20 protein-coding genes and 2 tRNA genes are annotated in these 26,541 nt (G+C 34.6%); 14 read left to right on the forward strand and 8 right to left on the reverse strand.

Translation table 11 applies throughout. The features are described 5' to 3' along the window. Positions 1-675 carry a TetR/AcrR family transcriptional regulator gene (locus tag C8C85_RS05015; protein ID WP_116796094.1) on the reverse strand — a complete coding sequence of 225 codons (675 nt, stop codon included), beginning with the start codon at positions 673-675 and terminating at the stop codon, positions 1-3. 145 nt (positions 676-820) lie between these two features. On the opposite strand from C8C85_RS05015, the gene C8C85_RS05020 reads away from it, so the two are divergent. Continuing rightward, positions 821-2,095, forward strand: coding sequence for an acetyl-CoA hydrolase/transferase family protein (locus C8C85_RS05020; RefSeq protein WP_116796095.1), 1,275 nt, complete (start codon positions 821-823; stop codon positions 2,093-2,095). 87 nt (positions 2,096-2,182) lie between these two features. On the opposite strand, the gene gpmI is transcribed toward C8C85_RS05020, so the two are convergent. The 3 genes from gpmI to C8C85_RS05035 all read right to left on the reverse strand — a co-directional run bounded on the left by gpmI (position 2,183) and on the right by C8C85_RS05035 (position 8,891). Beyond that, positions 2,183-3,700, reverse strand: coding sequence for a 2,3-bisphosphoglycerate-independent phosphoglycerate mutase (gpmI, locus tag C8C85_RS05025; protein ID WP_116796096.1), 1,518 nt, complete (start codon positions 3,698-3,700; stop codon positions 2,183-2,185). 247 nt (positions 3,701-3,947) lie between these two features. Next, positions 3,948-6,365 carry a DUF5916 domain-containing protein gene (locus C8C85_RS05030; protein ID WP_116796097.1) on the reverse strand — a complete coding sequence of 806 codons (2,418 nt, stop codon included), beginning with the start codon at positions 6,363-6,365 and terminating at the stop codon, positions 3,948-3,950. 132 nt (positions 6,366-6,497) lie between these two features. Next, positions 6,498-8,891 (reverse strand): DUF5916 domain-containing protein, encoded by a 2,394-nt coding sequence (locus tag C8C85_RS05035; protein ID WP_116796098.1) that lies wholly within the window; start codon positions 8,889-8,891, stop codon positions 6,498-6,500. 188 nt (positions 8,892-9,079) lie between these two features. On the opposite strand from C8C85_RS05035, the gene C8C85_RS05040 reads away from it, so the two are divergent. Then, the gene (locus tag C8C85_RS05040) at positions 9,080-9,802 is read left to right on the forward strand and encodes a murein L,D-transpeptidase catalytic domain family protein (RefSeq protein WP_116796099.1); all 723 of its coding nucleotides are present in this window, start codon (positions 9,080-9,082) and stop codon (positions 9,800-9,802) included. On the opposite strand, the gene C8C85_RS05045 is transcribed toward C8C85_RS05040, so the two are convergent. After that, entirely contained in the window at positions 9,791-11,368 is a 1,578-nt protein-coding gene (locus C8C85_RS05045; protein ID WP_116796100.1) for a murein L,D-transpeptidase, read from the reverse strand. The two genes, C8C85_RS05040 and C8C85_RS05045, sit on opposite strands and share 12 nt — an antisense overlap. Further along, the gene (locus C8C85_RS05050; RefSeq protein WP_116798377.1) at positions 11,361-11,807 is read right to left on the reverse strand and encodes a GNAT family N-acetyltransferase; all 447 of its coding nucleotides are present in this window, start codon (positions 11,805-11,807) and stop codon (positions 11,361-11,363) included. The genes C8C85_RS05045 and C8C85_RS05050 overlap by 8 nt, the downstream gene beginning before the upstream one ends. Before the next feature lie 136 nt (positions 11,808-11,943). Between C8C85_RS05050 and C8C85_RS05055 the strand changes: the two genes are divergently transcribed. Together C8C85_RS05055 and C8C85_RS05060 are read left to right on the forward strand one after the other, a co-directional pair. Next, positions 11,944-12,016 (forward strand) — tRNA-Gly (locus C8C85_RS05055). Positions 12,017-12,065: 49 nt separating this feature from the next. Further along, positions 12,066-12,141 (forward strand) — tRNA-Gly (locus tag C8C85_RS05060). A gap of 42 nt (positions 12,142-12,183) precedes the next feature. Here C8C85_RS05060 and C8C85_RS05065 read toward each other — a convergent pair. Then, positions 12,184-13,440 (reverse strand): DUF445 domain-containing protein, encoded by a 1,257-nt coding sequence (locus tag C8C85_RS05065; RefSeq protein ID WP_116796101.1) that lies wholly within the window; start codon positions 13,438-13,440, stop codon positions 12,184-12,186. Positions 13,441-13,608: 168 nt separating this feature from the next. On the opposite strand from C8C85_RS05065, the gene map reads away from it, so the two are divergent. The 7 genes from map (at position 13,609) to pruA (ending at position 22,423) form a co-directional block, all read left to right on the forward strand. Beyond that, positions 13,609-14,427, forward strand: coding sequence for a type I methionyl aminopeptidase (gene map / locus C8C85_RS05070; protein WP_116796102.1), 819 nt, complete (start codon positions 13,609-13,611; stop codon positions 14,425-14,427). 124 nt (positions 14,428-14,551) lie between these two features. Then, the gene (locus tag C8C85_RS05075) at positions 14,552-14,926 is read left to right on the forward strand and encodes a GxxExxY protein (protein WP_116796103.1); all 375 of its coding nucleotides are present in this window, start codon (positions 14,552-14,554) and stop codon (positions 14,924-14,926) included. Positions 14,927-15,011: 85 nt separating this feature from the next. Next, complete coding sequence (locus tag C8C85_RS05080; protein ID WP_116796104.1) at positions 15,012-15,776, forward strand: class I SAM-dependent methyltransferase; 765 nt, start codon at positions 15,012-15,014, stop codon at positions 15,774-15,776. A 143-nt stretch (positions 15,777-15,919) separates the two neighbouring features. Then, positions 15,920-18,826: a DEAD/DEAH box helicase gene (locus C8C85_RS05085; RefSeq protein ID WP_116796105.1), complete on the forward strand. Its 2,907-nt coding sequence runs from the start codon at positions 15,920-15,922 to the stop codon at positions 18,824-18,826. 154 nt (positions 18,827-18,980) lie between these two features. Next, positions 18,981-20,231 (forward strand): DUF5103 domain-containing protein, encoded by a 1,251-nt coding sequence (locus tag C8C85_RS05090; protein WP_116796106.1) that lies wholly within the window; start codon positions 18,981-18,983, stop codon positions 20,229-20,231. An 81-nt stretch (positions 20,232-20,312) separates the two neighbouring features. Beyond that, positions 20,313-20,699 carry a Co2+/Mg2+ efflux protein ApaG gene (gene apaG / locus C8C85_RS05095; RefSeq protein ID WP_116796107.1) on the forward strand — a complete coding sequence of 129 codons (387 nt, stop codon included), beginning with the start codon at positions 20,313-20,315 and terminating at the stop codon, positions 20,697-20,699. A 95-nt stretch (positions 20,700-20,794) separates the two neighbouring features. Beyond that, positions 20,795-22,423, forward strand: a complete 1,629-nt coding sequence (pruA, locus tag C8C85_RS05100) for an L-glutamate gamma-semialdehyde dehydrogenase (protein ID WP_116796108.1) — start codon at positions 20,795-20,797, stop codon at positions 22,421-22,423. Between the two features lie 132 nt (positions 22,424-22,555). Here pruA and rsmG read toward each other — a convergent pair whose 3' ends face one another. Beyond that, entirely contained in the window at positions 22,556-23,185 is a 630-nt protein-coding gene (rsmG, locus tag C8C85_RS05105; protein WP_116798378.1) for a 16S rRNA (guanine(527)-N(7))-methyltransferase RsmG, read from the reverse strand. Between the two features lie 107 nt (positions 23,186-23,292). On the opposite strand from rsmG, the gene C8C85_RS05110 reads away from it, so the two are divergent. The 3 genes from C8C85_RS05110 (at position 23,293) to C8C85_RS05120 (ending at position 26,355) form a co-directional block, all read left to right on the forward strand. Continuing rightward, positions 23,293-24,384, forward strand: coding sequence for a fatty acid desaturase family protein (locus C8C85_RS05110; RefSeq protein ID WP_116796109.1), 1,092 nt, complete (start codon positions 23,293-23,295; stop codon positions 24,382-24,384). A gap of 41 nt (positions 24,385-24,425) precedes the next feature. Then, the gene (locus C8C85_RS05115) at positions 24,426-25,631 is read left to right on the forward strand and encodes a pyridoxal phosphate-dependent aminotransferase (RefSeq protein WP_116796110.1); all 1,206 of its coding nucleotides are present in this window, start codon (positions 24,426-24,428) and stop codon (positions 25,629-25,631) included. Positions 25,632-25,782: 151 nt separating this feature from the next. Beyond that, complete coding sequence (locus C8C85_RS05120) at positions 25,783-26,355, forward strand: hypothetical protein (protein WP_116796111.1); 573 nt, start codon at positions 25,783-25,785, stop codon at positions 26,353-26,355. Positions 26,356-26,541: the final 186 nt, after the last annotated feature.

The following is a 26,541-nucleotide window of genomic DNA, read 5'->3' on the forward strand; positions in this document are numbered from 1 at the left end:
TTATTTTTTTAGTACATTTTCAATTAAGTTGAAATAAAAATCAGTTGGCGATATTGTTTCATTACAATTAGTAATCGTTTTCATGTGTTCTCTCAAAAAATGCTGATGCAATGCTCCTTCCACGATGCTCGATGCTAGGCTTTTGGCATAAGCATATTCTGGGTTTACCTCGCTAATAATGGCCGTTATTCTATTGATAACTCTTTTGTAAATGAAATAAAAACCTTCTTTGTTTTCTTGGTCGACCTCTTTATTGTGAAAGGTCTTTGTAAATTCAGCAATAATAATTTTATTTAAAACAGCTTCGTTTATGTAGATTGTTTCATGGTCGTCTTCTATTTTTTCGGTAACCACGGTAATGGCTATTTTTAGTTTTTCCCGAGAATCCGAAACATTTGAAGTTAAAAAAACTAATTTGTATTCCATCCAACTCCAATACCAGGAAGATAAATATACTAACAATTTATGTTTGTTTTCGAAGTAGCGGTAAATAGAGCTCTCATTGGATCCTATTTTTTCTCCCAATTTCTTAAAAGTAAAATCGTCAAAGCCAATTTCATCAATGAGCAAAATACTTTCTTGAATAATTTTTTTGCCCAATGCCGAGGTTTCAGGATCCTTTACAAAGAGCTTGCTGTTTATCTGAATTTTGATGTTTGCTAATATTTGATCCATTACAATATATTTAATTGCAAATATAATAGTAATACTTTTAACTATGAGATTTTAACTTTTATTTAAATATTGTTTTACTTTGAATATGAGCGTTGTCATATTTTGGTTTTATCTAAATGAATATATTTGTGATAAATACAAGTTTATGGGAAAATATGTAACTGCCGAGGAAGCTGTCAAAGTCGTAAAATCAGGAGATAGAGTATATCTTCAGGCGGCTGCGGCTGCACCAACGATTTTAGCGAATGCTTTAACCGAAAGAGCTTCCGAACTACGGAATGTAGAAATATGTCATTTGCATACGGAAGGTGAAGCGCGATATGCTAATCCTGACCTTGCAGAAAGTTTTCATGTCAATTCATTTTTTATTGGTGGGAATGTCCGGCATACTTTAAAAGCTGGAAACGGTTCATATACTCCTGTTTTCTTGAGTGAACTGCCGCGTCTCTTCCGAAGAAATGTGTTGCCGATAGATGTTGCTTTTATTCATGTGTCACCGCCTGACAGCCACGGCTATTGTTCACTTGGAGTTTCAGTGGAGGCTTCGGTTGCAGCGATTGAGAATGCGAGAATTGTGATAGCGCAGGTAAATCCTCAGATGCCGAGAACTTTTGGTGACGGAATCCTGCATATTTCAGAAATAAATTATTTAGTGGACGTAAATGTTCCTATTTATTCACATGAAGTGGAAACTTTTACCGCCGAGGAAGATAAAATAGGAAATTATATTGCCTCTTTGATAGAGGACAGAAGTACGTTACAAATGGGAATTGGTTCGATTCCTAATGCCGCTTTGAGCAAATTGGGGAATCATAAAGATTTAGGATTGCACACCGAAATGTTTTCGGACGGTGTGATTGATCTGATTGAAAGCAATGTGATAAACTGCAACTATAAAGGATCATTACGAGGAAGAGTACTGTCCACTTTTGTGTTGGGCTCAAAGCGGTTGTATGATTTTGTAAACGACAATCCGTTTATTGAATTGCGGGAATCTTCGACAGTAAATGACACCGCCAGAATCAGAAAAAATCCAAAAATGATTGCTATTAATTCGGCTATAGAAGTTGATTTAACCGGACAGGTTTGTGCTGACTCTATTGGACCAAGAATGTATTCGGGTGTTGGAGGGCAAATGGATTTTATACGCGGCGCATCTTTGAGTGATGGCGGAAAAGCGATTATTGCCCTGCCGTCAACTACCAAAAATGGGGTAAGCAGAATTGTACCTTTCTTGAAGCAGGGAGCTGGAGTGGTAACAACCAGAGGACATATTCATTATGTTATTACCGAAAATGGAATTGCTGACCTTTACGGCAAAACATTGAAACAACGCGCAGCCGAACTAGTCAGGATTGCTCATTCGGATCATCAGGAGAGCATTGAGCGAGAGTACTTTTATCTGTTGGACAAATTGTAAAAATACAGTTAGTACATATAAAATGGGCGTGAAAAATTAAATTCACGCCCATTTTGGCTTAGTAAAAAATGCCAATTGGCTTTTTATTTATAGTAAGGAATGACAAGTCATAGCGACTGGTTGATCAATTCCCATTAAAGCAAGAATCGTAGGAGCAATATCCCCTAAAACACCATCGTGAATGGTTTTCAACTCTTTGTCCACAAGAATAATCGGCACTGGATTGGTAGTGTGAGCAGTATTTGGAGAACCGTCAGGGTTAATCATTGTTTCACAGTTACCGTGATCTGCAATGATGATAGTTGTATAATCATTGGCAAGAGCAGCTTCTACAACTTCTTTTACACAAGCGTCAACAGCCTCACACGCTTTTATTGCTGCTTCCATAACTCCTGTATGCCCAACCATGTCACCATTTGCAAAATTTAAACATACAAAGTCAACTTCCCCTTTGTTTAATTCTGGAACCAAAGCATCTTTCAATTCGTAAGCACTCATTTCTGGCTGCAAATCGTAAGTGGCTACTTTTGGAGAGTTTCTTAAAATTCTAGTTTCTCCATGAAAAGGAGTTTCCTGACCTCCAGAAAAGAAGAATGTCACGTGTGGATATTTTTCTGTTTCGGCGATACGAATTTGTTTTTTATTGGCCTTTTCCAAAACTTCACCTAATGTTTCTGTGATGTTGTCTTTGTTGTACACCACTTTTACATTCTCGTATGTTTCGTCATAATTGGTTAGCGTCACATAGTACAATTTTAATTTGTGCATGTTTTGCTCGTGGAAGTCTTTTTGCGAAAGCGCTTCAGTCAATTCACGTCCTCTGTCTGTTCTGAAATTGAAGAAAATAACCACATCGTCTTCTTGAATAGTTGCAAGAGGCTTATCATTTTCGTCCACCATAACCATCGGAGCGATGAATTCATCTGTCACGTGGTTTTTGTAACTTTCTTTTATGGTTTCATAAGCATTAGTTGAATGAGTTCCTGTCCCGTTTACAAGTAAATCATAAGCCAGTTTTACTCTTTCCCAACGTTTATCACGATCCATTGCATAATAACGACCTACCACAGAAGCTAATTTTACGGTAGTGTTTGCAATGTAATCTTCAAGATCTTGTACATATTTTTTTCCTGATTTAGGATCTACGTCACGACCATCCGTAAAAGCATGTACAAATACATTTTGCAATCCATAATCTTGGGTTGCATCGATTAATCCTCTTAAATGAGAAGTATGCGAGTGAACTCCTCCATCAGAAAGCAATCCTAAAAAATGTACTTTTTTATTATTCTTTTTGGCATATTCGAAAGCGTCGATAAGTACCTGTTCTTTCACCAAAGTTTTGTGTTCAACGGCAAGATTGATTTTGGCCAAATCTTGGTAAACAATTCTTCCAGCTCCAAGGTTCATGTGCCCTACTTCGCTGTTTCCCATTTGTCCTTCAGGAAGACCAACATGTAAACCGTCAGTCCTAAGTTGTGCACTCGGGTATTTTGTATAGAGACTATTTATAAACGGAACATTTGCATTATCAATTGCAGAAACTTTCGGGTCAGGTGATTTCCCCCAACCGTCTAAAATCATTAAAATTACTTTTTTGTTCATGGTATGAAATTTTTTGCAAAGATAAAGCTTTCCAAAAAAATATAAGTTCGTCAAAACTACTATTGTACATAAAAAAGAGAAGTACAACAAATACTTAAAATTGTGTTGCAAAAAGCGGCTTTTTCTAAAAAAAACGCAAAAAAAATCCTCAAAATTCCAGTCTGAAAAACAAGAATTTTGAGGAGAATTTTATCCTAATAAAAAGGTACGCCGTTTGACAGGAAAATTTATTTTGGATCGCCACAATCTAGAAAACGTTTTTGACCTGATTGTAGTCTATAAAATATTTGACACTAATGGAAATCACATGACTTAAATCTTCATTGTTTAGCATACCAGTATAATTGTTTCCAAAATCTTTTTTGATTAAATTATCATATTTTGCAGCATTACTTCGGTACAAAATAGTCAATTGACTTCCGGGGGCAAACCACCAATTGTACGACAAATCCAAATTCCAAGTAATCAGATTTTGATTTTTGTTATCGGTATAACCAACGTAGGGACTTAATCTTCCGTTGTCTTCCAGTTTATAAAAATCTTTATTCTCAGTATAAGACCAATAATAACGGGCAGAAAGATCAAAATTCATTTTACTGTTCAACGAATACTTTCCGTTTATATTGTTGGTATAATTGACAACATTTCGGTTCGCATAAATTATAGTATTAGGTGCCAAAGCATCGTTTTGGGAACTACTGTCAACATATCCTTTGTTATTATTTTGGCGAAAAAAGTTGAATTCATAATTTAATGCCACATGGTCATTGAAACGGTATCTTGGACTTAAATAAAAACCATATGATCTTCTTTTCGTTTCATTTAACACCGCAAATGAAGGATTAAAATCAAAAGCAAATTTCTTGTTATAATCGGTCGACAGTGAAAACCATCCTCCAAAACGAGTAGGATCAATGCTGTAACGTCCTTCGGTTCTTGGTTCATAGTAATTGTAGATTTCCACAGGGCGATATTGTAAACCAAATCCAATATAGTTGTTCTTTTTCGTAGTGGTATTTACGTTCCAATTGATTTGATCATCCTGTACTTTGCCTGTTTCTTTCTGAAATTGAGTATACCCATTAATATTGGTGTTGAATGAATTGAATAATTTGGTTGGATTAAGAATTCTGTAACTCGTAAATCCATTAAAGCTATAATAATTAGTTTCGAAAATAATACCCAAATCGTTGTTATCGAAGTCTTTTGTTACCAAATTTCCGCCAAAATTAGAACGATATTTACCACTAGTCTCTGCAAAATTCAAAGTTGTGTTGATTCCGTCTTTTTTACCTTCAAGATCATTTACATAACTATATTCAAAGTTTCCAGATAAATTGTAAGTGTTTTTAGCTGTGTTTAAATCCCAAACCAATGCCGATACATTCGCATCTCTGAAAGATCCATTTCTTGTAACATTCGTATTTACAAAAGATGCTGAAGAATTTTTATGAAAACGCTGGTCAAAAACCAAGACATTGTAATTCGTCAACGGTTCCACTAGAACACGACGTGTTTCTTGTGTAATAGTATCTTTAATAGTCGCATATGTTTTTTGGGTAACAGCATTTAGATATCCAATTCCTAAACCTCCTTTTGTTCTACCCGATATTTTTGTCGCATTATAAAGATCAACAGTCGTTGCTTTTTCTATTATTTCTTCATTAGTTTTTATCTCTGGAGAATAGGACGGCGGCCCTCCGATTCTTCTGGAATAAAAAAGATTTCCTTTGCTGAACAAGTCAGTCCCTTCAGTAAAAAAGGCACGATTTTCATTAAATTGTTGCTCAAAGGGAGACAAATTCAAAATTCGATCATCATATTTGGTTTGACCAAAATCAGGAATAAGCATTGCATCAAGAGTGAAGGCGTCATTTATTCCATACTTAATGTCCAAACCTCCTTTTAATTCTCCGTAGGTTTTTTGGTAGGCATTAGCATACGTATAGAAAGAAGCATACGGCAAAAAGAAAAGTCTTGTAGGTGTTTTTATGTTTTCGATCCCATCCACAGTCCCATTTTGTTGAGTAAATGTTCCTATTTTATTATCGATCAAATTCCACGAATATTTTTGTCGGTCTCTACGTATTTCCCTAAAAAAGTTAACACCCCAAGTTTGCTTGCTTTCACTAGAAAATCGCAAAGCAGAATAAGGAATTCGCATTTCAACAATCCATCCGAAAGAAGTAATAACTGCTTTACTGTCCCAAACGGCATCCCAAGAATAGTCTTCTCCATTACTGTCGGTTGCCAAACAATCGGCTTGTCCATCTGCAGCATTTACAAAAAACTGAAAATTCTGCTGTCCATCATTATAACCATTAATGAAAACACCAAAAAAATCAGCTGCTCCAAAATTGTCTCTTTTATTTATTTCTCTCAGGATTTTGCTTGGCTCGTCGTCATACATCAAGGCTCCAATATAAATAGCCTCATTATCATACAAAACTCGAACTTCGGTTCTTTTATTTTCTGGAATTGCCTTACCATTATCAGGTTGAAACATGACAAAATCAGTTGCAATAGGAACCGATTGCCAAATTGCTTCGTCTAATTTTCCATCTAAACTTATTTTTTCAGTAATAAATTTTGTCTGTAAAGATTTCTTCTGACTATACATCAAAGTTGAGAATAAAAGGAAACAAAAGAAATAATACTTTTTCATGAAAACAATAATTTTAGATGCTTAAGAATATTAAATCAGATTTTAAATTGAAATCTAAAATTGGGATTTAATAAGCTGTTGCATCAATAGACTATTGATTACTGTTAATGTTACAGTTTTATGAAAAAATGATCAAAATTTATTTTTTACCACATTATAGTCAATGTAATAGCGAACGCTAACCGAAAAAATACTAGTCAAATTGCTATTGAAAATATTAGTCAAGTTAGACGAAAGGTCTTTCTCTACTTGTCTGGTTTCTTCCAAAGCGTAATTTCGGTACAGGACAATCATTTCGCTTCCGGGAGCAAACCACCATGAGTACGACAAGTCTAAGTTCCAGGAATTGAAATTTCTGTTTTTATTAAGGTTGTAACTAGGATTTGGAGTTAAATAACCATCCTCCTGCAATGTAAAGAATTCATGATTCTCTGCATAAGACCAATAGTAACGGGCATCCAAATTTAGCGCCATTCTATTGGTAATAGCAAATTTTCCAGTAAGCGTGTTTTGAAGAATTTCTCTATTTCTTTCGGCAAATACAATTCCAGAATCGTCATAACCCACACGCCCTCTGTCATTATTTTTGGAGGTATAGTCTAATGCATATTCTAATGAAAATTGATTATTGAATCGGTATTTTGGATTGATGTAGATCTCATAAGTTTGTCTGTTTTCTTCATTATATTTCGTGAATGAAACAGTTGCATCCAAAATAAAAGCATGATTTCTATTTAATTCAAATCCAAAATAAGAATACACCCTTTTCGGTACATACACATAGCGACCGTAAACCCGTGGCTCATAAAAATCAAAAGTTTCTTTAGGCGTGTAAAATAAAGAAAATTCGTAATAGTTGTTTTTTAAAGAAGCTGCTCCTATGGTAGTTTTTAAGTAGTCATCTTGTATTTTACCAGTTGTATTTTGAATTTCCAAACTGGCCTCCTGAAGAACTTTGAAAGTATTAAAAACTGAAGTCGGATTCAAAATTCTATAACTTGCATTGGCGTAAGCAGCATGATAATTGGTGTAATAAATAAGCCCCAGATCATTGACATCATAATCTTCTGAAATGTATTTTCCTGAAATTTCATATCGAATTTTCCCGCTTGTTTTTTCAAAATTCAAGGCTGTTTTATAACCGTCATAATCTTCGAAAGTATTTACAGTACTGTATTTAAAATCACCATTTAAACTATAGCTGTTTTTCTTGGTATTCAAATCGAATAAAAGCCCAGAAACATTGGCGTCCCGAAAACTACCATTTCGAATAGTATTGGTATTGATAAAAGTTACGGATGAATTTTGATTAAAACGTTGGTCCAAAACAACTATATTATAATTGGCAAGCGGTTCAATGACTTCTTTTCTGGTCGTCGAAGTTACAGTGTCTTTTATGGTTGCGTATGTTTTTTCGGTAATGGCGTTCAAAAAACCTATTCCCAAACCTTTTTTCGTTCGTCCTGATATTTTGATTGCATTTAGTAAATCAACTGTACTTGGATAATCTGTAATTTCCTCATTTTCTCCAACCGTGGGGTCCGAACTTGGATATCCTCCAATTCTTCTTGAATAAAAAAGGTTTCCTTTAGAAAACAACTCGGTTCCTTCGGTAAAAAAAGGCCTGTTTTCATCTAATTTTTGTTCAAATGGTTCGAGATTTAAAATAGCATTGTCAAATTTGGTTTGACCAAAATCAGGTACCAAAATCGCATCCAGCGTAAAAGCATCATTGATTCCGTATTTGATATCGAGTCCACCCTTGAATGTATTATCCGACTGGCTGTTGTCTTTTTGATTGTAAAATGAAACGTAAGGAATAAAGAATAATCGAGTTGGAGTCTTGATATTTTCAATTCCTTCCAATAGCCCGTTTTGAGTAAGCTCGGCTCCAATTTTAGTGTCGATTCGGTTCCAGGAATACACTTGAACATCCCGTTGAATATTTCTAAGGAAATTGACACCCCAGGTTTGCTTGTTTGAATTTGAAAAACGTATTGCCGCATAAGGAATTTTCATTTCTACTACCCAACCTTTATCAGTTATCACTGCTTTACTGTCCCAAATCGCATCCCATGAAAAATCTTTATAATCTTCGGTAGCGATGCAATCTAACTGTACTCCGGCTGCGGTCACATAAAATCTAAAATCCTGCTGTCCGTCATTAAACCCATTAATAAAAACAGAAAAGTAATCGGTTACCCCAAAACTGTCTCTGTTAGTGATTTCCTTTTTTATTTTGCTCGGGTTTTCATCGTATAATGTCGCAGCGATATAAATAGCATCATTATCGTAAACGACTTTTACTTCCGTTTTTTTATTTTCACTTATTGGCTTACCGTTATCTGGCTGATACATAACAAAATCGGATGCAATTTCGGCCGAATTCCATGCATCTTCTGTTATTTTACCATCAATAGAAATCTTAGTTGTAATAGACTTCGTATTAAGAGTCTTTTTTTGACCGTACAGTAGACTTGTGCAAATAATTATGATAAAAAAAATACTATTTCGAATTATGGTCATAAAAAACTATTGATTTACAATCAAAAGTAATACAATATTTTAATAAAAAACTGACATAAGTTATTTTTTTTAAAAAAATAATCGATGAAAAGTTAAAATTTACCGTTAAAATACGTTTTTATTTTGACAAGTGGTATTTGTTTGTATATTTGCAATCCCTGAATTAGTTTGTAACCAAATGAAAAACAATGATTTATAAGATATTTATCTCTACATTTTATCTGTTTGTATCATTGTCCTTTAAAGGCAATACCACAAATACTCCTAAAATAGCCACAAATAAAACAACCGTTTCTAATGTAATCTCAAGTATTGACAACAAGATTCAATTAGTTTATAACTCACTACAAGCCAATCAATTTCAATTACCCAAAGAAGAATGTTTTGCTGAAGCATTGAAAGGGTTTTATGAATTAAAAGAAAAAGGGCTAATCAAAAAAGACATATTGACCTTGGTTGATTTTAGCCTATCGTCTAATGCCAAGCGTCTTTGGATTATTAATTTGTCGACAAATGAAATATTGTTTCAATCTTTAGTTGCTCATGGAAGAAACACTGGTGACGAATTTGCGAATAATTTTTCCAACACACCAGAATCTTTCAAAAGCAGTTTGGGCTTTTATGCCACAGGAGAAGTTTACAATGGAAAGCATGGTATTTCGCTAAAACTTGATGGTCTAGAAAAAGGTTTAAATGATCATGCACGCGAAAGAGCTGTTGTGATTCATGGCGCCGATTATGTTTCAGAATCCTTTATAAAATACCATAAGCGCTTAGGAAGAAGCCAAGGATGTCCAGCTGTTCCGCTTGAATTTGCTCCAGAAATTATTTCGATGATAAAAGGTCAATCTTGTCTGTACATTTATCATCCTTCGATAAATAATCTAAAACAATTCAAACTAATTTCGTAGTTGATTATATAAATCGGTATCCAAATTGTAGATATCATCTCTAAAAATCAATTCATCATTTTCACTCCATGCCGTCCAATACCATTGGTAAATCGCATAGCGTTTTGTTATACCAATAAACAGCGTTTTTTTGGTCGCAATGATAGAGTCCATTTTTTCCCTTGAATATTTCTTTGGGTTTTCCAGTAAAAGCTCCACCAATTCTAAAGGCTCTTCAATGCGAACACATCCTGAACTTAGTGAGCGAAAATTTCGTTCAAACAAATCTCGATGATTGGTGTCATGCAAGTAAACACTATACCTATTAGGAAAATTAATTTTGACAACTCCCAAAGCATTATAATAACCCGGTTTTTGGATATAGCGATATCCTCTGGGGCGCTTTTCATTCCAATTTTTTGGATCTACTTCATTAGTGTCAGAGTCATATATCCCAATACCCTTGTTTTTTAAGTAGTTTCTATTTTTAATTAATTCAGGAATAATATCCTCTTTCAAAATAGTCGGAGGAACCGTCCATGTAGGATTAAAAACAATCGTTTGCAACACCGAAGTCAATACCGGAGTCCTTCTTTTATTTTTCCCCACCACAATACGTTTACTCATAGTAACGTTTTGGTCTTCTACTACATTTAGGCTATAATTAGGAATGTTAATCAGAACATAATTTTGAGCAAATGATTTAGCAAACCATCTCCAACGTTCCAGATTAACTATGATTTGATGTTTTCTTTCTTCTTTTGTAAAATTAAGTGCTTTTATGGTGCTTTTGCCAATCACACCATCCGAAATCAAACCATGTCGAGTTTGAAATTTCTTGACCGCTTCAAACGTTTTATCATCATACACCGAATTAATGCTGTCTTTACTGTCCAAATCTTTCCAATAAAGTAATTTCTTTTTGATATTGACTATTGCCCTATTTTTATGATTGCGTCTTATTATCCCTGTGGTATCTACCTGCTGTGTTTTGTCCTCCGGAAATCCATTAATAAGTTCCAAAGCTTTTATTAATTTTTTATACGTCAACGCTTTTGGCTCAAATTTTTCTGTTATACAAATAAGAGAATCTTTTTCCAAAGCATTATTCAAAATAGAATTCATGTCCAATTCATCGACAGGTAAGTCCCAATTATTGTATAGTTTTCTTGGGTTAAGTTTTCCATTATGAAGATGAATCAGGTATTTTTCAAAATTATAAGTAAGTAGCAAATCATAGTTTATCTGTTCTTCTTCGTCCAATTCACTGAATTTTTTTTCAAGATCTTCTAATTTTGAAATGTTATAATCTGATGGATTTAACCCTTCTCTTTCACATTCTTTGATGATTTTAAGAATGATTTTTCTGTTTTTTTCAGATTGCCATACCGTTTGATTGTCTCTGGATCTATAAAAATCCATGAGTGATTTGCTTTTAAAAGGAGTAATCAACAGAGTGTCAATTTCAATAACCTCTCCTTCTTTGTCTGTAGGGTCAGATATTTTTAAAGAGTCCAAATTTAGAATAGGCTCTTTTTTGCAACTTATTAAAACTGCAAAGACAATAAACAAATAAAACTTATTCATTTCTTATACTTTTTGCCATTAAATAATGCTCGCCAACATCTTTGATTTCAAAAGCCATTCCAACTTTGGCGTAGCCCAATTTTTCATAAAAGCCAACAGCAACTGTTCTGGCATTAAACCAAATTAAATCGGATTGCAGTTTTTTACAATACACTTCACAATGCTTAACCAGTAATTCTCCGATTCCTTTTTTTTGATGCGATTCTAAAACAGCCATTCCTCGAATTTGATATTGATTATTGGCTGCAAAGATGACATTATTATTTTTAAAAATAGATATAATTCCTACTAGATCATTATTTAGGAAATACCCAAAATGACGAGTTGAAGGTAAAGCATCACCTTCAAATTGACAAGTTTCGATTGGTTTTCCTTTTCTAAGAACAGCATGTCTTACGGAATAGGTCTCTAAATCAGTTATTTTTTCGATGTTTTGCATGGTCATTTAAAAAAAATAAAAGTATAACATTTTAATTTTAAAACGGTTGTAATCAAGAATGAGAAATGTCGATTTATTTTTCAAAAAAAAATTTGCAAATAACTGTTTTTATTATTTATCTTTGCACCTCAGTAATGCGAAAGTAGCTCAGTTGGTAGAGCTCCAGCCTTCCAAGCTGGTTGTCGCGAGTTCGAGCCTCGTCTTTCGCTCTAAAATCAAATTCATTTTGATTGTAAAGGGTAAATTTTAATGATTAATGCGAAAGTAGCTCAGTTGGTAGAGCTCCAGCCTTCCAAGCTGGTTGTCGCGAGTTCGAGCCTCGTCTTTCGCTCCAAAACCTCAAATGAAAATTTGGGGTTTTTTTTATTCCAAAATTTCACATCACAAAACTCTGTAACACGCATTCTACTGCGTAAATCAAAAGCCCTACCAAACCTCCCACAAGAGTTCCATTAATTCTTATATACTGAAGATCGCTTCCTATTTCCAGTTCCAACTTTTTGGAAACCTCATCAGTATCCCAACTTTTTACGGTGGAAGATATCAAATCGCCAATCATTTTTTTATTATTGATAAGCACCGACAGTACATCATTCTTGATGAAATTATTAATCTTACCCATCATCAACTGATCGGACTGAATTCCTTTTCCAAAACTCTGTATCATATTGGCAATACTCTTTTTAATAGTTGATTTATCTTTTTGATCCAAATCATTCGTAATAGCCATTTTGATCTCCAACCAAATACCGCTGATATAATCCTGCACCTCTTTTTTGTTAGCAAAACCAAGAACCAAATCATTGACCTTCTGCTGCATTTCAGGAGATTCTTTCAACTCGTTTATAAAATCTATTACATAGTTGTTTACTTTTTTTCGAATAGTACTGTCTTGATGACTTGCCTGCTCCAGAAAATTATACAATCCATTGAAAATTCCTTCTGTTATTTTTTTATCGGCCAAACCAAAAGAAAGAAACGGAGTCGAACTTTTTACTTTTTCTTCAATCAGATGTTTGTTGTTTTGTAATTCAACTATAAGTGTTTTCAAAACATTGGTTACCAATTCTTCTTGTTTATCGCTTTTGGCCAATGATTCCAAACCAAGAGCAATCCATTCAGCAAAATTTACTTTGCTTAATTTACCACTAAACTGCGTTTGTATAAAATGCTGAACTTCGGTATCGTCTATCGTTTTCAAAACTCCCGGAATAACATTTTCAGCAATTAAGCCAGCAACTATATTAGCATTTTTCGCATCAATCAACCAATCAGAAGCTTTCATTGCCACATTAAATTGATCAATTTTTACTTCTAATTTTTCTCTTATCAAAAATTCTTCTGAAACAAAATCCCCAAGATTCTCCCCTATTTTATCTTTGTTACTAGGAATCAAAGCCGTATGGGGTATCGGAATTCCAAGCGGATGCCGGAACAGCGCCACAACAGCAAACCAATCGGCAATACCACCAACCATGGCAGCTTCGCTAAAAGCTTTCAGCCAATCATACTTATAGACGTTGGCAAACACAAAAAGAACTACAGCAAATCCCAAAAGGATCAATGCATTTCTTTTCATCTTACTTAAATCCTGTTCTTTCTTCCTGTTTTCCTGTTCTAGAACTGCATCCATAGTTAACAAATTGATTTATTAGCTAATTTAAGCATTTAAAAAACTATACTTTAAAAAATTAATTGCAAAATTCACTTATCCTTGCTATTAAGTATAAAAATTAAAACAAACTCAACACAAAAGAAATAATTTTAAAATTGTACTTTTGCACACTGAAAATTCGAAAATATGATTATTCAAAAAACCCGTGAGGAAATAGAATTAATGCGCGAAAGTGCATTGATCGTATCAAAAACGTTAGGAATGATAGCTTCTGAAATAAAAGAAGGAGTTACAACATTATATCTAGACAAAAGAGCCGAAGAATTTATCAGGGATCATGGTGCTGTACCTAGTTTCCTTGGACTTTATGGATTCCCGAATTCATTGTGTATGAGTCCAAATTCTCAAGTGGTACACGGAATTCCGAACAACAAACCATTAGAAAGTGGTGATGTAATTTCGGTTGATTGCGGTGCTTTCAAAAACGGATTTCACGGAGATCATGCCTACTCTTTTGAAATTGGCGAGGTTGCTCCCGAAACCAAAAAACTACTTCAAGTTACCAAAGAATCTTTATACGTAGGAATCCGCGAATTGCGTTTGGGTAACCGTGTAGAAGATGTTGGAAATGCGATCCAGAAATATACCGAAGCACATGGTTATGGTGTGGTTCGAGAACTAGTGGGTCACGGTGTGGGACAAAAAATGCACGAAGATCCCGAAATGCCCAATTACGGAAAAAGAGGTCGAGGCAAACTTTTTATCGAAGGAATGGTCGTTGCAATTGAACCGATGATTAATATGGGAACCAAAAACATCAAACAGCATAAAGACGGTTGGACAATAACCACTGCTGATGGAAAACCATCTGCGCATTTTGAACACGACGTTGCCATCATCGATGGAAAACCTGAGATTTTATCGACTTTCTATTATATATACAAAGAGTTAGGAATCGTGAGCAATGAGGAAGATGAGTTTAGAAAAGTGCCATTGGTAATATAAACACGAATTTCACTAATTAGCACGAATTCAAAATCTATCTAAATTTCACTAACTAAATTGAAAAACACTAATTTCACGAATTGGCACAAATTCTAAATCTATTAAATTTCACTAACATCAAAAGATGCACGATTTATATTTAAAAGAAGAAGCTTATACAATTGTTGGTCTTTGTATGGAGGTTCATAAAATTCTTGGAAAAGGACATAGTGAAAAGGTTTATGGAGATGCTTTAGAATACGAGTTTAAGAAAAATAATATTCCCTATTCAAGAGAATCAAAATTCAATATTGAATATAAAGAAATCATCTTGCCAACTTATTATTTTGCCGATTTTGTAATTTTTGATGAAATTATTTTAGAAATAAAAGCAATTCAACAACTTTCCAGTAGTGAAATAAAACAAACATTAAACTATCTTGCCGCATCACAAAACAGACTAGGATTACTAGTTAATTTTGGAGAAGACAGCCTAAAATACAAAAGAATAATTCTTTAACCATAACATAATATTCGTGAAATTCTTATTTTACACACCATTCATTCGTGTAAATTCGTGAAATTCGTGTTTAAATTTTTATCAAATGAAATCTGTGTTTAAACTTATACTCAATACAATCCCGCGTCCCATCCTTATTCGATTAAGTTATGTAGCACGCCCTTTTATCGCTTTTTCATTAAAAGGAGACACTTATACCGATCCAATTGACGGGAAAAGCTTCAAATCGTTCTTACCTTACGGGTACGAAACACAGCGCAATAATGTGCTTTCGCCAAGTACACTTTCGTTGGAGAGACACCGTTTGCTTTGGTTGTACCTAAACGAGCAAACCGATTTTTTTACCGCTCCAAAGAAAGTCTTGCATTTTGCACCGGAACAGGCTTTTTACAAAATGTTCCGCAAGCAAAAAAATCTGGATTATACCACAACCGATTTGTTTTCGCCTTTGGCAGATGTTAAGGCTGACATTTGCAACTTGCCTTTTGAAGACAATCAATACGATGTAATTCTTTGCAATCACGTATTGGAACACATTCCGGACGACACAAAAGCAATGCAAGAACTTTATCGCGTTTTAAAACCGGGCGGAATGGCTATTTTACAAATCCCACAAGATTTGAAGAGAGCCGTAACCTTTGCTGACGATACAATTACTGACCAAAAAGAACGAGCCAAAATATTTGGACAATACGACCACGTACGCATTTATGGCCGTGATTATTTTAACAAACTTAGAAGTATTGGTTTTACCGTTGTTGAAGAAGATTACACGAATAAAATAGCTCCAGAATTGGTAGAAAAATATTGTTTGGCAAAAGGCGAAATCATTCCTGTTTGTTTTAAATAAATATATTTTTTGCGGATCAAAAAGCTCAACACAGATTTCACAGATTTTCACAGATGAAATATTATTTTAATAATCTGTGCTAATTTGTGAAATCTGTGTTTAAAACAGTCTGCTCAGTAAATAATCTTATTAAATAACTGTATTTGAAAACCGAGAATTCATTCCAGTTCTGCTTTGATATTAGTTTTGAGAAAAGGCTAAACACCTATATTCCGACTGCTTATATTGTCGGACATTCCGAAGCTATAACTTATCTGGACAAAAAAGCGAGTCCCGAAGTCCTTCAAAGTTTTGGCGTCGTTTTCGAAAATTTAGACACAAACACTAAAAAGGTTTTATCTCTTTGTGAGGCGCTTAAACCTGAAGCAATTTATAAGAAATTCAGCAAAAACAGTAAATCGTCCAAAAACATTGAGGATTTACTTAAAGACAGCAAACTGGAATTTGGGATTCGACAATTCATACAAACTAATCTAGACCAGTTTTATACTTTAGTTTCTCAAGATGATCTTCCAATTTCGCTTAATTTGGGAAAAGAAAAAGATTTTCGTATTAGTCGAATTGCTTCTAAAAATCAAGCATTAGAAACCAGCCTTCAATTTGACAAACACGAAAACGGAATTTCCTACACGTTACTTTTAAAGGACGACACTACAGTATTTGCACCCTCAAACACAACGATTACTCTTCTTTTGGACGAACCGGGATGGTTAGTAGCCTATCATAAACTGCACCGTCTAAAAGACATCAACACTAAAAAAATCACTCCTTTTTTAACTAAAAAATCTGTTGAGATTCCGTCAAAATTGGTTCCTGACTATTTTGAAAAATTCATCAAGGATATTGCAAAAAAAGCAGATATAAAAGCTACCGGATTTGCAGTCGAACTTAAAGACAAAGTCACATCCTGTTCGCTCCAGCTGGCCCACGATTTTTTTAAAAACACTTATTTTATCAACCTTTTATTCGACTACGACGGTTTTAGTTTCGACAATAGCAAAACCAAGAAAACTCATTCTGAAATTGACACCCGCAATTTGGATGAAATCAAAGTCATTCAATATAAAAGGACAGCCGAAGAAGCATCATTTGAAAACAAATTATTAGACATCGGCTTAATTAAAACCGAAAATGGATTGTTTGGACTTTCGCCAAAAGCAGAAAAACAAGATCCGTATTTAACCATTCAATGGGTAATCGAAAATCAAGAAACCCTAGAATCTTATGGTTTTTCGGTTAAAGATTTAAAAATAGACAGCAAGAAAATCGACACTCATAAAGTAAGTATTCACTTCTCGAATGAAGTCAAAAGCGATTGGTTTGACATCAAAATGACAGTCGTTTGCGAGTCATTTGAGTTTAATTTCACCGAAATAGTTTCGAACATAAAGAACCGAAACAGACTTTTCCTTTTGCCAAATGGCAACTACTTTTTAATTCCAATCGAATGGATGACGCTTTACGGTCCAATGGCAAAATTGGCGAAAGTCCAAAACGGAAATCTTACGTTACCAAAAAGCAATTTTGCAGTTTTAGAAGACATTCCAGAGCTTAAAGATTCCATAAATTTAAAAGCAGATATCGAGTATCACCCTTCAACATTGGTGAAAGCTACATTGAGACCCTATCAAATTGAAGGGGTCAAATGGTTATTGGAACATTACAACAATGGCTTGGGAGCTTGCTTAGCCGACGATATGGGATTGGGAAAAACACTCCAAACCTTAACTACCCTAGTAGCCGTACAAGAACAATTGGATTTTGAAAAAGCCGAAAACGTTCAACTCGATTTGTTCGGAAACGAAATTGCAACACCAAAAGAATATCTAAAAGCATTGATCGTTCTGCCTTCCTCTTTGGTTTTTAACTGGTACAATGAAGCACGTAAATTCACACCGCATTTTCGACGAGTGCAATACATTGGCAACGACCGAAAAATCCTTTCTAAAAAATTAGAAAAATACGATGTGATTTTCACGAGTTACGCGATCGTTTCTAGAGACATTTCGATTTTGGAAAAATACAATTTCAGGTATTTGATTTTGGACGAAAGTCAATACATCAAAAACAAAAACTCCAAAATTTTCAAGGCAATCAATCAAGTTAAAGCCAACCATAAAATATCTCTGAGCGGAACTCCGATCGAAAATTCACTTGATGATTTATGGTCGCAAATGCAATTTATCAATCCGAATATCTTGGGGAGTTATTCCTTTTTTGCCGAAAATTATAAATTTCCAATCGAGAAAAAGCAAGACGAACATAGTTTATTGGAACTAAAAAATCTCATCAGTCCTTTTATTTTACGACGCACCAAAGAACAGGTTTTAAAAGATTTACCAGAACTATCCGAGCAGATTTTCTATTGTGAAATGGAACCTGAACAAGAAAAATTATACGAAGAGGAAAAATCCAAAGCCCGAAACTCGTTATTAAAAACTGATGGTTCTGGAATAGACAAAATCAATATCATCAACACATTGATGCGTTTGAGACAATTGAGCAATCACCCCAAAATGATTGATTCCAAATCGGAAATGGATTCGGGGAAATATATCGCCGTGACCCGATATTTAGAAACTTTGGTACAATCCAACCAAAAAACAATTATTTTCAGTTCGTTTGTATCCAATTTGGATTTTTACAAAAGCTGGTGCAAGGAAAACAAAATCGCTTTCTGTGAACTCACGGGAGAAACCGCTTTGAAAGAAAGGGAATACCAAGTCAATCGTTTTCAGGAACAGGAAAAACCATTACTGTTTTTCATCTCTTTGAAAGCGGGAGGCGTTGGGCTTAATATTACCAAAGCTTCTTATGTCGTTTTCTTGGATCCTTGGTGGAATCCTTTTTCGGAAAAACAGGGAATTGGCCGTGCACATAGAATTGGCCAATTGAATAAGGTAAACGTGATTCGGTTTATCGCCAAAAATACTGTTGAAGAAAAAATTATCCGCTTGCAGGAAAGCAAAAAACTATTGGCTGATTCACTTCTGGACGAAAATTATATTAGCACAGAGATTGAAGATAATTTAGAATTTATATTGGAGTAGAAGGGATTTTAGATTGAAGATTAGCGATTTTAGATTTGGTTTGCTAAATATTTAGGTTGTCGATTTAATGAGGTGCATACTTCTGAAATCAAAAATCGTTAATCAAAAATCAACAATCGTTTGTATATTTACAACTCATGAACGATAATCAATAATGAAATCAATAGCCGTTTTACTTCTTTCTTTCTTTTGCCTGACTCTTACTGCACAAGTGGAGACTGAAATAGCCCCTCCTTATAATATTAAAACGGTTTCTTTTGTACAGAGCAATCAAAACGTTATTCCCATATTCAGACTGGGAGAACAATTTGAATTCCAATTTGATGATTTATTTGGCAACGAAGCCGACTATTATTACGAAATCCAACATTGTGATTACAATTGGGTTCCAACAGACATTCCAAAAAGCGAATACCTTTCCGGTTTTGACGGTCAAAAAATCCAAGAGTATGTAAACTCTTTCAATACTTTGCAGATTTTTACCCATTATAAATTATCCCTTCCAAATAATTATACTAAAATACTATTGAGTGGTAATTATGTTCTTACCATTTTAAATTCGGACAAAGAAGTGGTCATGAAACGGTATTTGATTTTATATGAAGACTTGGTATCAGTCCCTTTAAAAATCAGAAAAGCCCGAACAGTCAAAAACATTTATACGAAACATAATTTAGATTTTGAAATCAAAACGGGAGATCAAATTTTATTTCAAAACCCAATGCAAAACCTAAAGGTTCTTTTGCTTCAAAACGGGAAATTCAGTACTGCCATAAAAAATGTTCCTCCACAATACACAGTCAGCAATAATTTTGTTTATAAATACGATCAGGAAACACAGTTTTGGGCAGGAAACGAATTTTTAAATTTTGATTCCAAAGACCTCAAAAACGCCAATAACTATGTGAGTTTTGTCAACTCAGACAATGATATTTACAACACTCATTTATATACCAATAATGACAAAGCAAATTTTCCATACACAAACTACTCAGACCTTAACGGAAATTTTTCTATCCGAAAACTAGACGGTGAAAACAACACAATTGAGGCGGATTATTCTTGGGTCTACTTCAGTCTCTCTTCTCCTTTGGCCAATCCAAGTTCGTCTATTTACGTAGTTGGGATGTTCAATAATTACAGCTTGACCCCAGAAAATAAAATGGATTTTAATTCCAAAAACGGTCTTTATGAAAAAGCGATCTTAATCAAACAAGGATTTACAAACTACCAATATTTGACCGTAAACAATAAAGGAATTATCGATCAGGAGCATGCTATCGATGGAAATTTTTATCAAACCGAAAACGAATATAACGTATTGGTTTATTACAAAGGAAGCAGCGATCGATACGAGAAGGTCATTGGTCGAGGAACCGCCAGTTCATTAAACATTACAAATTAGAAAACTTTAGTTTTTTTTTAATTAAAATATTCATTTTTTTTGTAGATTTGTTGCCATACAGCACTTAATTAGCTCATTAACATGGTTTCACAAATAACAAGAGGCATTAAAATTTCGGTATTGACTAGTTTTGAAGGAACGTACTTCAAAAACTACAAGATTCATTTTGCCTTTAGTTATGAGATCACAATCGAAAACCACAGTAAAGATTCTGTACAATTGACTTCGCGCCATTGGGAAATCTTTGATTCTTTAAATGATTTAGAATTTGTGGATGGAGAAGGCGTTATTGGCAAAAAACCAGTATTGAAACCAGGAGAACAACACACCTACAGTTCAGGATGTCTATTATCATCTCCTTACGGAGCCATGAAAGGTTATTTCAATATGATTAACTTTACTTCTACCAAATCTTTTAGAGTTATCGTGCCTACGTTCAGACTTTGTGCTCCTTTCGCATTGAATTAATTTGACTTTAATTATGACATTTTTAGCATAATTTAAATCTTTCCTTTGTACTTTTGCATCAAATTTATAATCGTTTAATATTTAATTATAGAGATATGCTAAAAGGATTTTTCAATGTACCCAAAGCGGTAAACGAACCCGTAAAAGGATACGCACCTAATTCCCCAGAAAAAGCAGCTGTTTTATCAGCGTATAAAGAAATGTGGAATACTAAAATTGACGTTCCATTATATATTGGTAGCGAAGAAATTAGAACAGGAAACACCAAAAACATGACCGCTCCACACGATCATCAGCATATCGTAGGAACTTATCATTTAGCCGAAAAAGGACATATACAAAAAGCTATTGCCAATGCATTGGAATCCAGAACAGCATGGGCAAATATGGCTTGGGAACAAAGAGCTGCTATTTTCCTTAAAGCAGCTGAATTGATTGCCGGTCCTTACAGAGCAAAAATTAACGCAGCAACGATGATTGGGCAATCCAAAAATATTCATCAAGCCGAAATCGACGCTGCCTGTGAATTAATTGACTTTTTACGTTTTAACGTTGAATTCATGACTCAAATTTACGCAGACCAACCTAAATCGGCATCCGATATGTGGAACCGTTTAGAATACAGACCGCTTGAAGGTTTTGTATATGCGATTACTCCATTCAACTTTACAGCTATTGCTGCCAACTTGCCTGCAAGTGCCGCTATGATGGGGAATGTTGTAGTTTGGAAACCAAGCGACAGTCAAGTATTCTCTGCCAAAGTTATTATCGATGTATTCAAAGAAGCGGGAGTTCCTGATGGAGTAATAAACGTTGTTTTTGGAGATGCATTGATGATTACAGACACTGTTTTGGCAAGTCGTGATTTTGCTGGAATCCACTTTACTGGTTCTACTCATGTATTCAAAGATATCTGGGCAAAAATTGGAACAAACATTCACCATTACAAAACATATCCACGAATTGTTGGAGAAACTGGTGGTAAAGATTTTATCATTGCTCACCCAAGTGCCAACCCAAAACAAGTGGCTACAGGAATTGTTCGTGGAGCATTTGAATTTCAAGGACAAAAATGTTCCGCTGCTTCAAGAGCTTATGTACCACAAAGCTTATGGCCAGCTATTAAAGAGCAATTAATTACGGATACAAAATCAATGAAAATGGGTTCTCCAGAAGATTTCAGCAATTTTATAACTGCTGTTATTCATGAAGGCTCATTTGATAAATTGGCTAGTTATATTGACCAAGCCAAAAAAGATGCTGATGCCGAAATTATCGTTGGTGGAAATTATGACAAATCTGTTGGATACTTTATTGAGCCAACTATTATAGTAACTACAGATCCTCATTATTCTACAATGGAAACCGAATTATTCGGACCTGTTATGACAATTTATGTTTATGAAGACGCTAAATGGTCTGAAACATTAAAATTGGTAGATTCTACATCTGAATATGCTTTAACTGGAGCAGTTTTCAGTCAAGACCGTTACGCTATTGAAGAAGCAACAACAGCTTTACAAAATGCAGCCGGAAACTTCTACATCAATGACAAACCAACTGGAGCTATCGTAGGAATGCAGCCATTTGGCGGAGCAAGAGCTTCAGGAACCAATGACAAAGCAGGTTCTGCATTGAACTTATTGCGTTGGGCTTCTCCAAGAACGATCAAAGAGACATTCGTAACTCCAACAGATTACAGATATCCGTTTTTAGGAGAATAGTTTTAAAAAAAAGTTTCAGGTTTCAGGTTTCAAGTTTGAAAATCTATGACTAAAATAAAATAGCCGAATCTTAATTTAAGATTCGGCTATTGCTTTTTATACGCTCCAACAAACTTGAAACCTGAAACTTTTTTAAACCACAAACTTCAACGGCAAATGCACCACTTTTTTAGTCTCGAAAAACTCATCCTCGAAGAAATCAGAAATATTGTATTCTGTCGCTTTCGGGAAATCTTTAAGTTCTTCTGTCAAATCACCGCCCTTCAAATAAAGAATACCATTTTTCAGTTCGTGTTTGTTTTGTTTCTTGATTTTAGTTTTTACCCAAGAAACAAAATCAGGCATATTGGTCACAGCACGACTTACTATAAAATCAAAATCACCTTTCACATTTTCGGCACGAAGTTGTTCGGCTTTTACATTTTTCAACTCCAAGGCTTCGGCAACAGCTTGAACAACCTTTATTTTTTTAGCAATAACATCAATCAAATAAAAACGCGTTTCAGGGAAAAGAATAGCCAATGGTATTCCTGGAAATCCGCCACCGGTACCCACATCCAACACATAAGTTCCGGGTTCAAACTTATTTACTTTGGCAATGGCCAATGAATGCAATATATGTTTAGTGTATAACGAATCAATATCTTTACGTGAAATAACGTTGATTTTTTCGTTCCAATCGTGGTATAAAAAATCCAATTTTTGAAACTGTTCTATCTGATTATCAGATAGGTTAGGAAAATACTTTAGAATCTCGTCCATCTTAAAAATTTTTAACAAAAGTACTGCTTTTAGCTTATAAATATTTAACTCAATATTGTATGTTGAAAATATATATTGGTTACCTTTGCAAATATTCAAAAAATTATATGAACAATACCGCACCTACATTTGCAAAACAAGATAATTTAAAGTTTTTTAGAACTCTTAATTCTCGAGTTAACAGCTATTTCAAAGAAAATAATATCGAAAAAACTGGAAACTGGAAAATCCATTTGAAGACTGTAATTCTTTTTACCGTCTTCCTTGTCCCCTATTTTTTGATACTTACTTTAGACATGCTATTTTGGGCACATCTTCTATTAACCATTGTTATGGGAATTGGGATGGCCGGAATCGGAATGAACGTAATGCACGATGCCAACCACGGATCATACTCAACCAAAAGCTGGGTTAATAAATTTATGGGAGGAACCATATACGTATTGGCTGGAAACGTACACAACTGGCAAGTACAACACAACGTTTTACACCATACTTATACAAACATTATAGGTCATGACGAAGACTTAGAAGCAGGAAGAATTATGCGTTTCTCCAAAGAAGCGGAGTGGCATAAATTTCATAAATTTCAACAATATTACGCTGTGTTTTTATACGGTTTATTGACTTTCAATTGGGCTATCACTACTGATTTTAAACAAATGAGCAGTTATATCAAAAGAAAATTATCTTATGGTGAGCCAAAAAGTCCAAAAGTGCTTTGGACAACATTAATCATCACAAAAGTAATTTACCTATCCATTTGGATTGTTTTACCAATTGTTATCGGAATCACGTGGTGGAAAGTTTTGGTTGGATTTTTCGTAATGCATTACACGGCTGGATTAATCTTAAGTATTGTATTTCAATTGGCACACGTAGTTGACGAAGCTGCCAATCCACAACCAAACGAAACTGGGGAAATGGAAAACACTTGGGCTATTCACCAACTGTTTACCACAGTTAATTTCGCACCAAAAAACAAAATCGTAAACTGGTACACTGGAGGATTAAACCACCAAATTGAGCACCATATTTTCCCTCACATTAGCCATGTTCACTATGGTAAAATTGCAAAAATTGTAAAAGAAACGGCCAAAGAATGCCAATTACCATATTACGAATACAAAACAATGACAGCTGCTGTTGTTGCCCATTTCAAACATTTAAGAACATTGGGACTAGAACCCGCACTATAATTATTATCTAAAAAAAGAATAAACCAAAAAATTACAATTTAATGAGCAATCCACTTTCAGACAGAATTAACAATTTAGCCACATCGCAAACATTAGCTATGGCTGCATTGGCAAGAGAATTAAAAGCACAAGGAAAAGACATTATCAGTTTAAGTTTAGGAGAACCCGATTTCAATACCCCAGATTTCATCAAAGAAGCTGCAAAACGCGCTATCGATGAAAACTACAGCACCTATTCTCCAGTAGAAGGTTACGCAGAATTGAAAGAAGCAATTTGCAGAAAATTCAAAAGAGACAATAATTTAGATTACAAACCATCACAAATTGTGGTTTCAACAGGAGCCAAACAATCTTTATATAACATTGCACAAGTAATGCTTAACGACGGTGACGAGGTAATTTTACCGGCACCTTACTGGGTATCTTATTTCGAAATCGTAAAATTATCAGGAGGAGTTCCTGTAGAAGTTCCAACTTCTGTAGAAACAGATTTCAAAATCACTCCAGAACAATTAGAGGCAGCCATCACACCAAAAACAAAAATGATGTGGTTCAGTTCTCCTTGTAACCCGAGTGGATCGGTTTACAACAGAGAAGAATTGACTGCCCTTGCAAAAGTTTTAGAAAAATACCCACACGTATATGTAGTTGCCGACGAAATTTATGAGCACATCAATTTCTCAGGAACTTTCTGCAGCATAGCTTCTATTCCAGGAATGTTAGAAAAAACCATAACTGTAAATGGAGTTGCCAAAGCATTTGCTATGACAGGATGGAGAATTGGATATATTGGAGCACCAGAATTCATTGCAAAAGCCTGTATCAAAATTCAAGGTCAAGTAACCAGTGGCGCCAACAGTATTGCACAACGTGCTACTATTACTGCTGTAGATGCTGACCCATCTGTATTGAAACACATGGTTGACGCTTTCCAAAGCCGTAGAGATTTAGTAGTTGGATTATTAAAAGAGATTCCAGGTGTAAAAATCAACGTTCCAGAAGGAGCTTTCTATGTATTCCCAGACGTTTCTTCTTTCTTCGGAAAAACATTAAAAGGAACATTAATCAAAGATGCTAATGATTTCTCTATGTATCTTTTGGCCGAAGCTTGTGTAGCGACTGTAACTGGTGACGCTTTTGGAAACCCAAACTGCATCCGTTTCTCTTATGCAACAAGCGAAGAATTATTAAAAGAAGCATTACGCAGAATCAAAGAAGCAGTTTCGCTTACTGAAGTTCTGGCATAACATAAAATTTGTTTAAGGTTTAAAATAGTTTAAGGTTTAAAGTTTCATCGCTTTATACTTTAAACTATTTTTTTTAAGCAAAACTCAACCAGCTTCTATCTGATTTATTGACAAAAAATTCGTAACTTCATGAGCCTAAACCGCTAGAAAAATGAAGAGGTCAATTTTATTAATCAGCACACTATTACTCACAGCTACCACATTTGCGCAACATCAAAAACTAGACCCGAATACGTTTACCATTTCGGTAAATTATAGTTATTCCGACCCATCATTATACGGTATAAGTGCTGAATTTGGCAACAGTAATTATTTTCTTTTCAATGAATACACTTCAAGCCTTCTAAACATTTACGCTTCACAATTGGATTATGACAATAATTTGGTGAAGATAAAAGGCAATGGTTTCGCAGTTGAGATCGGCAAAAGAATTTATCAAAAAAGAGGCCGTAAATCCGGAATTTATCTCCAATGGCTATTGGCTTACTCGAGCACCGATTTTAACGAAACAACCTCTTTAGGTAATTTCCAAGGCAACTATTCTTACTGGAGTTTAATTAATCATGATATTGGATACAAAATAAAAATTGCAAAAAATTTTAGCATCGACCCTTCAATGGGATTCAATTGGAAATGGGAAGTAAAAGGAAAAGGAGACATCGACAATATCTACGTTGATAATTTCGTATTCCGATGCGGGGTAAAACTAGGTTACAGCTTTTAACCAAAATTCACAATTATAACTCAATTTTGGGCGTGCTTCCGCGGGCAAACGACTAAATAAGTCGCCAAAATATTTTCAAAAGAAATTACGCAAACTCAGCAAGCTTTCCTAAAAAAATTAAACACAAAAAACGTATTTTTGTTATAATCATACACAGTAAACTAAACCCATAAACAGCATAACCCC

The sequence above is a fragment of the Flavobacterium sp. 103 genome (genome assembly GCF_003096795.1).
In the GTDB taxonomy this organism is placed as follows: Bacteria; Bacteroidota; Bacteroidia; order Flavobacteriales; family Flavobacteriaceae; genus Flavobacterium.

Coding starts and splice junctions, on each gene's coding strand:
- C8C85_RS05015 (WP_116796094.1), bottom strand. CDS start 675: ATGGATCAAATATTAGCAAACATCAAAATTCAGATAAACAGCAAGCTC.
- C8C85_RS05065 (WP_116796101.1), bottom strand. CDS start 13,440: ATGGATGCAGTTCTAGAACAGGAAAACAGGAAGAAAGAACAGGATTTA.
- C8C85_RS05050 (WP_116798377.1), bottom strand. CDS start 11,807: ATGCAAAACATCGAAAAAATAACTGATTTAGAGACCTATTCCGTAAGA.
- gpmI (WP_116796096.1), bottom strand. CDS start 3,700: ATGAACAAAAAAGTAATTTTAATGATTTTAGACGGTTGGGGGAAATCA.
- C8C85_RS05045 (WP_116796100.1), bottom strand. CDS start 11,368: ATGAATAAGTTTTATTTGTTTATTGTCTTTGCAGTTTTAATAAGTTGC.
- C8C85_RS05075 (WP_116796103.1), top strand. CDS start 14,552: ATGCACGATTTATATTTAAAAGAAGAAGCTTATACAATTGTTGGTCTT.
- rsmG (WP_116798378.1), bottom strand. CDS start 23,185: ATGGACGAGATTCTAAAGTATTTTCCTAACCTATCTGATAATCAGATA.
- C8C85_RS05120 (WP_116796111.1), top strand. CDS start 25,783: ATGAAGAGGTCAATTTTATTAATCAGCACACTATTACTCACAGCTACC.
- C8C85_RS05080 (WP_116796104.1), top strand. CDS start 15,012: ATGAAATCTGTGTTTAAACTTATACTCAATACAATCCCGCGTCCCATC.
- pruA (WP_116796108.1), top strand. CDS start 20,795: ATGCTAAAAGGATTTTTCAATGTACCCAAAGCGGTAAACGAACCCGTA.
- C8C85_RS05020 (WP_116796095.1), top strand. CDS start 821: ATGGGAAAATATGTAACTGCCGAGGAAGCTGTCAAAGTCGTAAAATCA.
- C8C85_RS05090 (WP_116796106.1), top strand. CDS start 18,981: ATGAAATCAATAGCCGTTTTACTTCTTTCTTTCTTTTGCCTGACTCTT.
- map (WP_116796102.1), top strand. CDS start 13,609: ATGATTATTCAAAAAACCCGTGAGGAAATAGAATTAATGCGCGAAAGT.
- C8C85_RS05030 (WP_116796097.1), bottom strand. CDS start 6,365: ATGAAAAAGTATTATTTCTTTTGTTTCCTTTTATTCTCAACTTTGATG.
- apaG (WP_116796107.1), top strand. CDS start 20,313: ATGGTTTCACAAATAACAAGAGGCATTAAAATTTCGGTATTGACTAGT.
- C8C85_RS05040 (WP_116796099.1), top strand. CDS start 9,080: ATGATTTATAAGATATTTATCTCTACATTTTATCTGTTTGTATCATTG.
- C8C85_RS05115 (WP_116796110.1), top strand. CDS start 24,426: ATGAGCAATCCACTTTCAGACAGAATTAACAATTTAGCCACATCGCAA.
- C8C85_RS05110 (WP_116796109.1), top strand. CDS start 23,293: ATGAACAATACCGCACCTACATTTGCAAAACAAGATAATTTAAAGTTT.
- C8C85_RS05035 (WP_116796098.1), bottom strand. CDS start 8,891: ATGACCATAATTCGAAATAGTATTTTTTTTATCATAATTATTTGCACA.